Consider the following 4,686-nt stretch of genomic DNA (forward strand, 5'->3'; position numbering starts at 1 on the left):
CATGTGAATGACAAAAGAGAAAGCCTTTCTCCCGCGCCTTCGCTTGGGCTACGTCCTCAACCTATGAACATCTTCTTCAGTGGTAATATCTTTCAATATTTCCATCACTGATCGATTAACTGCTTGCCCCTTCGGGGCAATTACAACAAACATTGTGCAAGATTTCACACCTTAAAAATCTAAAAAAACTGTCTTGACATCTTGTAGCACCATAAGAGACAATGCGATTGGGTGTACATTATTCTTGCAGCTTCTTTGCGTATTGGTACTTATAAAAATCAAATGCTCCGCGCTTTCTTAGACTCAGTACTCTCTTTCTGCAGGCCTGTTCTGTTTTGCCGAGGGCAAAAGCTAAGGTTCGGGTCTCATCATAGTCCCAAAAGAAGCATAGATATTCCATCTCTTCATCAGTAAAAGGTATACCATGCTTAGGGTGAAACACAGGATGGTATTTTATTCCCCCACTTTGATCGTATTCAATTCCGTCCAATATATCGTCTTCTGTAAGTGTCCTCAATTTTCTATTGCTCATATCCTAATCACCCATAATGAAAAATGCTATGACCTATGATAATTCATAGGTCATTTTGGTTAAACTGTGAACCTGAATAGGAGTTATTTAAACAGGTAATGACTTTCCTAATCATTATTTTACTGAAGCCGATATCTCATTTCCAGTATCATCGGAACCGCTTCATAAAGCGAGCCTGCATTAATATCAGCCAACGGATCCGGAGCACCTATTTTCACCGTGTACGTTCCTGCGGCTTTGCCGGCAGCGATGTCGGTAGAATTATCCAGCATTTGGTCTATGGGAACAATAGGCAATTTCATCTTTTGGGAGCAGCAAATCATATCATAGAAATGTAGCAGTTTGTAAGGCGATAGGTTTTGAACAAGACCGGCTTCCTCCGAATATTTGGCGCTGAGAGCGAGAGCTTAATAGGTGCGGTGTTTGGCCTATATTTTGGAGTACCCGAGTAGTTGAGGTAGTACCAGCGTTGCTGATACTACCCGCAAACATATGATATATATTGGTATCTATAATTAAGATTTCTCACAGTAAGAGTTTTACTATCATACAGCTACAACGCCTTCTCCACTTTGCGCTGGTCCATCTTCGGACGACCTCCGTTACACCCCCTTGCCTTGGATGCTGCCAATTCTTCCTTTGTCCGTTCCACAATCATTCGCTCAAACTCTGCAAATACAGCCAGCATTCCAAACATCGCCTTACCGGCCGCCGTGGTTGTATCAATGTTATCGTTAAGGCTGACGAAAGCAGCACCGCGCTCCACTCACCCCATCGTTTGATGGTCCATATGTTTCCGTATGTTCTAACTTTAGACCCGTATAAATCATAATTCGACATCATCAATTAGTATAATAGCACGAATATCACTAATTTACGGTATATTATAACACTATTCGACATAATCAATTGTATAATTGAACCGATATTACCAATTTAAGGTATCTGAGAAAATCTTAAAACTCTTCTAACAATCAACTAACAAATCTCTTCTAGACTTTAAATACAGCAGTTGTTAATTCATAGTAAAAATGTAGTCAAATCAACACTGCTGAGAAATTGATATTTTTTAAAAAGGAGAGAACTTATGAAAAAAATTAGTAAAAAGATTTCTGCCATTGCATTGGCGGCAACGGTAGTCGGATCTGGAACAGCTATGGCTTCTTACAATATTGTGGCAGGCCCCCAGTCGGACAACACCGGGGTTAATCCTCACGGCTGGACACTCACGCCGGCAGGAAAACAAATCAATCTCGGGGACTTTCCTATGGGAGGATCATTAAGCCCGGACCATCACTACTTAGTGGTTTCCAACGATGGGCAAGGCACGCAATCTCTACAAGTTGTCGATATTCAAAAACAACAAGTCGTTCAAACAATTCCGTATACCAATAGTGAAGGACTGTATCTTGGTACAGCGTTTAGTCCGGATGGCAAAACCTTTTATGCATCGGCTGGCGGAAACAACAAAATCCGAGTGTTTCAATTTGCCAACGGAACATTAACTGAACAATCTCCTATTCTATTAAAAGAAAAAACACAAATGGGAATATCTATATCGCCTGATGGAAAATTCCTGTTCGTTGCTAACAACGAAAGCAATTCAGTATCCAAAATTGATCTTGCGAGTAAACAAGTTGTAGCTACTGCTGCTGTTGGCAAGGATCCGTATACTGCTCAAATTAGTCAAGACGGGAAGGCACTCTATGTTAGCAATTGGGGCGAAAGCAGTGTCACGGTGTTAAATCCTCAGGATTTATCTGTTGAAAAAACGATATCAGTTGGGCTACATCCGAATGCGATCGCAGTAAACCCAATGAGCGGGTACATGTATGTATCCGACTCGGATAGCGATCAAATTTCTGTCATCGATCCGAAACAAGAACAAGTCATCCAAACCATCTCTTTGGCCCCTTATAAAGATGCCGTGACTGGAAGCCAGCCTGATGCTTTAACCGTGAGTCCCGATGGAAAAACGCTATATGTTGCAAACGCTGGCAATAACGATGTCGCTGTTGTTGATTTAGCTAAAAACACGGTTCAAGGTCTTATCCCCACAGCATGGTATCCAACTGGCGTCTATGTCAACGGCGGTCAATTAATGGTCCTTAACGCCAAAGGTTTAGGTGCGGGTCCAAATACGCAAAATCAATATATCGGAAACATGATGCAAGGGACGATGTCCTTTATTAATTTGCCGGATAGCAAGCAATTAAAGCAATATACGGATCAAGTGAATGATAATAACCAAGTTGCGAAAGTACATGGCGATGGTTGGTTCAGTAGCCTTACGGGAAATAAAAATGATCCGATTCCACGTTCCGACGGGGAAAAATCACCCATTAAACACGTGATTTACGTCATTAGAGAAAACAAAACGTATGACCAAGTTTTCGGTGATATGCCTAAAGGAAATGGAGATCCGAGTTTAGTTCAGTATGGGAAAAACATCACGCCCAATGCTCACAAACTTGCGAATCAGTTCGTACTCTTAGACAACTTATATACCGACGGCGAAGTGAGCGATTCCGGGCATATATGGGCGATCGGGGCGGACTCTAACGATTATTCGGAGAAAACCTGGCTGCCCGATTACTCGGATGGACGCAAAACGTACGGAGTCGATGTACCAGCGTTGAAGCCGAAAAACGGCTATCTTTGGGATAGCGCCAATCGGGCCGGCGTTTCGTTCCGCGATTACGGCGAGTACATCAATTACTGGACATCGCCGGGTTATGACCGGCATGGCTCGACGAGAACGGACGGCGACTGGAAACCGGACGATCCCGCGATCGGCAGCCATTACGATCCGAATTTCCCAGGCTGGAATTATAATATTTCCGATATGGACCGATACCACGAATGGGAAAAGGAGTTTAAGCAATTCGAGCAAAACGACAGCCTGCCCCAATTCGAAATGGTCTATCTCCCGAACGACCATACGGTCGGTACGAAACCGGGGAAGCTTACGCCGCAGGCGATGGTGGCGCAAAACGACCTCGCCCTCGGCAGCCTGGTCGACACGGTCAGCCATTCGAAGGATTGGAAGGATACCGCCATCTTCGTCGTGGAGGACGATCCGCAAGGCGGAAGCGACCATGTAGATGCGCACCGCACCGCAGCGCTTGTGATCAGCCCTTATACGCAAAAAGGATCGGTCGATAGTACCTTATACGATCAAGATTCGATGATTCGGACGATGGAAATGATTTTAGGGATGAAACCGCTGAACCAATACGATGCATCTGCAATTCCGATGCTTAATTCGTTCACCAATCATCCAAACTTCACACAATATAATGTAGAACAGGAAACCTATCCAATCACTGCCATCAACGGTCAAAATGCACCGATGGCTGCCATTATGCAACAGCAAGACTTCTCGCAACCAGATAAAGCCGATCGTGATAAACTCTATCGTGCGAACTGGTTGGCAACAAAAGGAAACCAACCGTACCCTGAATTCAAAAAATAAACCGGTATTTACACGAATCTTTTAAATTCCATAAGCCGCTCTCTTGTGAGAGCGGTTTATTTCAGTACATAAGATAAGTTATGTACCAACAAAGGTACCCATTCAGAAGTAACCATTGAAGAGGCTGAGAGATATATTATTTACACATATTTGGTAATTAGAGATATTTTATCCTTATAATTGATATTTAAGCGTTGATTTAATTTTCCGTAATCATCGGTGGTAAGAAGCCTTGGGGAAATTCTGCTAAGGCTTTTTCCTAATTCATAATTACATCTACATATGTACAAAATGCTTGATTTTGTGGAGAAGTAAAAAGGAAGAAAAAGGAGCTGCCGCGGTTAATTGTAGTACAATAATTAGAGGATAATATGTTCAGTATATGAGCATATATCCTCTATTTTTATACATAGTAGAATCTATATGCAGGTATTTGAAATAGCGTTTAATTTGTATATAATGTTATCACTAGCGTTGCATTAAAATCGTTTGGATAAGTTGTCGAATTATTCTGAACAATGATTCAAGCCGCATCGCCAAAAGGTCGATCACCTCTGAAAGGTAGCTCTGTCCATTTGGTAATTATATGGTAATTTACTCATCCATCTAACAACGGTACTTATTGCTTTTTTCGTCTACCCTCGGATATCCTTTGAGGCAAGCGATGTATTCGTTCCAT

General features: G+C 42.4%; 4 protein-coding genes. 1 reads left to right on the forward strand and 3 read right to left on the reverse strand.

Annotated elements, in window-relative coordinates:
- Positions 1–238 precede the first annotated feature (238 nt).
- The 3 genes from O9H85_RS37205 to O9H85_RS37215 all read right to left on the reverse strand — a co-directional run bounded on the left by O9H85_RS37205 (position 239) and on the right by O9H85_RS37215 (position 1,298).
- Entirely contained in the window at positions 239–532 is a 294-nt protein-coding gene (locus O9H85_RS37205; protein WP_269886352.1) for a DNA-entry nuclease, read from the reverse strand.
- Between the two features lie 119 nt (positions 533–651).
- On the reverse strand, positions 652–834 hold the full coding sequence (locus tag O9H85_RS37210; protein ID WP_269886353.1) for a hypothetical protein: 183 nt from the start codon (positions 832–834) through the stop codon (positions 652–654).
- Between the two features lie 251 nt (positions 835–1,085).
- Positions 1,086–1,298, reverse strand: coding sequence for a recombinase family protein (locus tag O9H85_RS37215; protein WP_269886354.1), 213 nt, complete (start codon positions 1,296–1,298; stop codon positions 1,086–1,088).
- 321 nt (positions 1,299–1,619) lie between these two features.
- Between O9H85_RS37215 and O9H85_RS37220 the strand changes: the two genes are divergently transcribed.
- On the forward strand, positions 1,620–4,007 hold the full coding sequence (locus O9H85_RS37220) for a bifunctional YncE family protein/alkaline phosphatase family protein (RefSeq protein WP_269886355.1): 2,388 nt from the start codon (positions 1,620–1,622) through the stop codon (positions 4,005–4,007).
- Positions 4,008–4,686: the final 679 nt, after the last annotated feature.

The organism is Paenibacillus gyeongsangnamensis (genome assembly GCF_027533625.1).
Classification (GTDB): domain Bacteria; phylum Bacillota; class Bacilli; order Paenibacillales; family NBRC-103111; genus Paenibacillus_G; species Paenibacillus_G gyeongsangnamensis.